4 protein-coding genes and 1 tRNA gene are annotated in these 3,525 nt (G+C 44.7%); 1 reads left to right on the forward strand and 4 read right to left on the reverse strand.

Translation table 11 applies throughout. The features are described 5' to 3' along the window. The 4 genes from F6K52_RS34055 to F6K52_RS34070 all read right to left on the reverse strand — a co-directional run. On the reverse strand, positions 1–546 hold a 546-nt coding region (locus F6K52_RS34055), incomplete at its 3' end, for a ChaN family lipoprotein (protein WP_293089279.1). A 47-nt stretch (positions 547–593) separates the two neighbouring features. Continuing rightward, positions 594–1,643, reverse strand: a complete 1,050-nt coding sequence (locus F6K52_RS34060; protein WP_293089281.1) for an alpha/beta fold hydrolase — start codon at positions 1,641–1,643, stop codon at positions 594–596. Between the two features lie 101 nt (positions 1,644–1,744). Then, on the reverse strand, positions 1,745–2,599 hold the full coding sequence (locus tag F6K52_RS34065; protein ID WP_293089283.1) for a sugar kinase: 855 nt from the start codon (positions 2,597–2,599) through the stop codon (positions 1,745–1,747). A gap of 13 nt (positions 2,600–2,612) precedes the next feature. Further along, positions 2,613–2,999: a DUF4359 domain-containing protein gene (locus tag F6K52_RS34070; RefSeq protein ID WP_293089285.1), complete on the reverse strand. Its 387-nt coding sequence runs from the start codon at positions 2,997–2,999 to the stop codon at positions 2,613–2,615. 237 nt (positions 3,000–3,236) lie between these two features. On the opposite strand from F6K52_RS34070, the gene F6K52_RS34075 reads away from it, so the two are divergent. Then, positions 3,237–3,309: transfer RNA gene (locus F6K52_RS34075), tRNA-His, on the forward strand. The last annotated feature ends 216 nt before the right edge of the window (positions 3,310–3,525 follow it).

Genomic DNA, 3,525 nt, shown 5'->3' on the forward strand with positions numbered 1-3,525 from the left:
TAAAGGGGGAATATGTTCCTGCTCAGCAGAGGTTAAACTCTCTAAACCGCTACGGGCTACTTTACGAGTGACCTCAGTGGGTGTATTTAACGCTAACACAGGCAGTTGATTGGTTTTAGCAAAGCGTACCAGGGGAGCATAATATTCCCAAGGAAAGCCCCAGCGTTGTTCATACTCACTTTGCTTAACCAACTCAGCTTCTGTGATTTTCCCGGCTAGGTATTGATCCAGGATATCCTGAGCTGGGCGCTGGAACATTTCCATTGCGATCGCAATTTTGGAATTTTCACGGGTTAGTGCTTTAATAATCGCTAACTGCGCTTCATGATCTTTTTGGCTGCTGTGAGTTTCTCCTAAATAGATAACCCGGGCTTTTTTCCATTCCGGTAATACCTCTGGTAGGGATAGTAGATTAACCGTTTCTATCTGTTGTTGCTGGCTAGTAGCAGTTGAACTATTATGTTGAGTATGTTGAGCAAAAACTGGGGTAGTACAGAAAAAGAAAATTCCCAGGGAATAAACAACGACTTTGGTAATTGTACCCATAGAAAATTGATAATAGCGACTCAAAAATCCAACTGGTCATGTTTAGTTTAACGTGATTCAGAATTGGCAGTAAGTAATTGAGCATCACAAAATTCCAAAAGCCGATTCAAAGCCCAAAATTCATCCACATCACCTTGGCCTGTACTAATGTGAGCCACATGACCCCCTTGGGCAGTTAAAATCAAGTTGGCATAGGGATTACTACTCGTGCGCTCTTCCAATTCTGGAATAATAGTAGGGTCAAAAATCGGGTCATCCGCAGCATAGATGATCAAATAGGGCAAAGCTAAGCTGTCCAACAGGTAAAGTCCACTAGTCTTCTGATAGTATTCATTAACGCTAGCAAACCCATAGTAATCAATCACCATATACTGGTCAAAGCTCCGCATTGAGTTAATGCACTCCACTACACCAGGTTTGACAGCCTCAGGAAAGTTTTCTAACCGTTGTTGAGATATTTTCCTGAGTTTATGAGTGAACCTCTGTTCGATCAAGCGTCCTATTGGCGTAGATAGCAAATAATCTATGGAGCGATTCGATTCCAGATTAGGACCCAAAACTGCTCCAAACCTGACCAGAGAACAATTGTTTTCAACTGCGGCCTTAAGTCCCCACAATGCCAACTGTCCTCCCATGGAAAAGCCCACCAAACCCACAGGTTCTGGGCAACCCATCTTTACTAATTGCATGGCTAGCTGCAACTGATCTTCCCCTTCTCGCCAACCGTCAGAAGATGGGACTGGGGATAGTTGTGCACTGCGTCCGTTACTGCGCCAATCATAAATTAACACTGCCCAACCATTGCTGTAGGCTTTACGAGCAAGGGTACGACTATACCAACCACTATCGACATCCCCTGTAAGGGCATAGTTAACAATCAGGGTACCTTTGGCATTGTCAGGACAACTCCACAATCCGCGCAACGGTACCTGATCCGCACCAGTAAATATCTTTTCCTGCCAGGGAATCAGGGGCAAATGGGAAAGCCAAGGTACTCTTTCCCCCCACCAACTCCAGGTCGTGCCGTACCAGTAAGTGGTAGCAATACTTTGAAATAAGCCATTTCTTAGGTACCAGGGAGCTTGGTAGTCTTGCATCAGGTTTCGTGCCTATTTGTGATTACAGATTGGAGTATAAGCTCTCCTAGTTCCCCATCGGTGTGGGCAGATAAGCATTTGTTGCTCTAATTTTCAATATCTTATTCCATCCACCGACGAGTCCCAAAAAACTGACAGGAATTGGAAGCTACCTTTGCTGCTGCGGCTAGGGCATCAGTAAACTCTTTTTGTAGAATATAGTGACAGAAGGCACCGTGAAACACATCCCCAGCTCCTAAGGTATCTACTGCTTGAATCTGGGGTACGGTTACTTCACCGGACACTCCTAAGCTACGATACTGAATTGGTTTTTCTCCTTGGGTAATGGCAATGTGATTAATCCCAGCCTCTAGGAGATAAGCCATCACGTCTTCTTGGTCAGAGCACCCTGGTGGATAGAAATTGGCTGAGCAAATGGCGTAATCAACATAGGGCAAAATTGTTTCAAATCCTGGCTTCCAGCTACCGCCATCGATGACTACAGGGATATGATGAGTTTTGGCAAATTTTGCGATCGCATTACTAACCACGATCTGATGACCATCAATGAGCACCACATCCACCATCAAGTCTAAATCCTGAGGTATTTGTGTACTGCTGGCTTGGATTTTAGTAGCATTAATCGAAATAACTGCGCGATCGCCTGTGGATTCCGTAACAATGATAGAAGATACTGGTGGCGGTTGGGGGTTAGCTGGATCAAGGTCAGCGATGATTACGCCATGACTGGTCAAATCGCTGCGAATTAGCTGAGTAATCGGATTAATTCCCACCACACCTAGGATTTTAGCTAGATTCCCTAGATAGCTAAACGTTACTGCTGCATTCGTTGCTGGTCCCCCAGCCGCTACTGTATAGTCAGAGGCAGTTATTTTTTCATTGCTGCTTGGTAGGTTGGTGCTGAGGTATACCAAGTCTAAGGTAACCATCCCCACAAAAATACCAGTGCTCGCCATCTAACAACTACCCTTAGTATGATTTTTCATCAGCCTTGTAAAGGTAAAATTGTTGACAGATCCCTACAGTTTCAAAAGAGTATGAAGGGATCAGCGTACCAACATCAAGGTCAGTCCGGTAAATACTAAAGAGCAAGAAATTTTCTCGCTTTGTAGTCTGGGCAACAACTTGCTTAATTTGGGGTCGTCCTGTATCCACCAGTATGGTACACTGACGGCGGATGAAACCATCTAGGGCTTCCGGAGCTTGGGGACAAACTTCTTCTTTTAGATACTTGCTCAGTTGCTCAACCGCATAATCTTCATAGGTGGCTTGTCCAGGATTAGTCACCACCATTGAGCCTCCCACCACCGCCAGCACTATAGTGCCAAAAGCGGTGACAACCTGTGAAATCTTCATCTGAATTTTTTAACTATATATTATATATTACGATGGCTATCAAGCCTTCGAGTTCCAGGTTAACTGCAAAATGGTGGTAACGTCTTGCATTTTTCATGGAAGTCCCTCAGGGCAAGACAATTGCCGCAATGGTCAGCAAACCACAGCACTGACTGAGTGAGTAATTACCATCAAACTTTCATAGATTGTTGATAAAACAACAAATAAGATGCTATAATAAACTACTGTAAGATTATGGCGAGCGTAGCCAAGTGGTTAAGGCAGTGGATTGTGGTTCCACCACTCGCGGGTTCGAGTCCCGTCGTTCGCCCTTCAAGTCCGTGGAATGGGCATCTTGCCTGTATCCTTGCCAAAAAAATGCAGAAGTAGATTCACATCATCACTTCTGCCTAAATCCTCTCAAGACCCTTGACTAGACACCCATAGAGTCTACATCCACAGTCTTGACCTTAGGATCTTGAGTGTCATTGGCAATTTTTTCGCTTTGGCGGGTTTTGGCAAAGTCAATTAGCCACTGAGACAGCTC

It is taken from the genome of Moorena sp. SIO3H5, from assembly GCF_010692395.1.
GTDB lineage: Bacteria > Cyanobacteriota > Cyanobacteriia > Cyanobacteriales > Coleofasciculaceae > Moorena.

Coding starts and splice junctions, on each gene's coding strand:
- F6K52_RS34070 (WP_293089285.1), bottom strand. CDS start 2,999: ATGAAGATTTCACAGGTTGTCACCGCTTTTGGCACTATAGTGCTGGCG.
- F6K52_RS34065 (WP_293089283.1), bottom strand. CDS start 2,599: ATGGCGAGCACTGGTATTTTTGTGGGGATGGTTACCTTAGACTTGGTA.
- F6K52_RS34060 (WP_293089281.1), bottom strand. CDS start 1,643: ATGCAAGACTACCAAGCTCCCTGGTACCTAAGAAATGGCTTATTTCAA.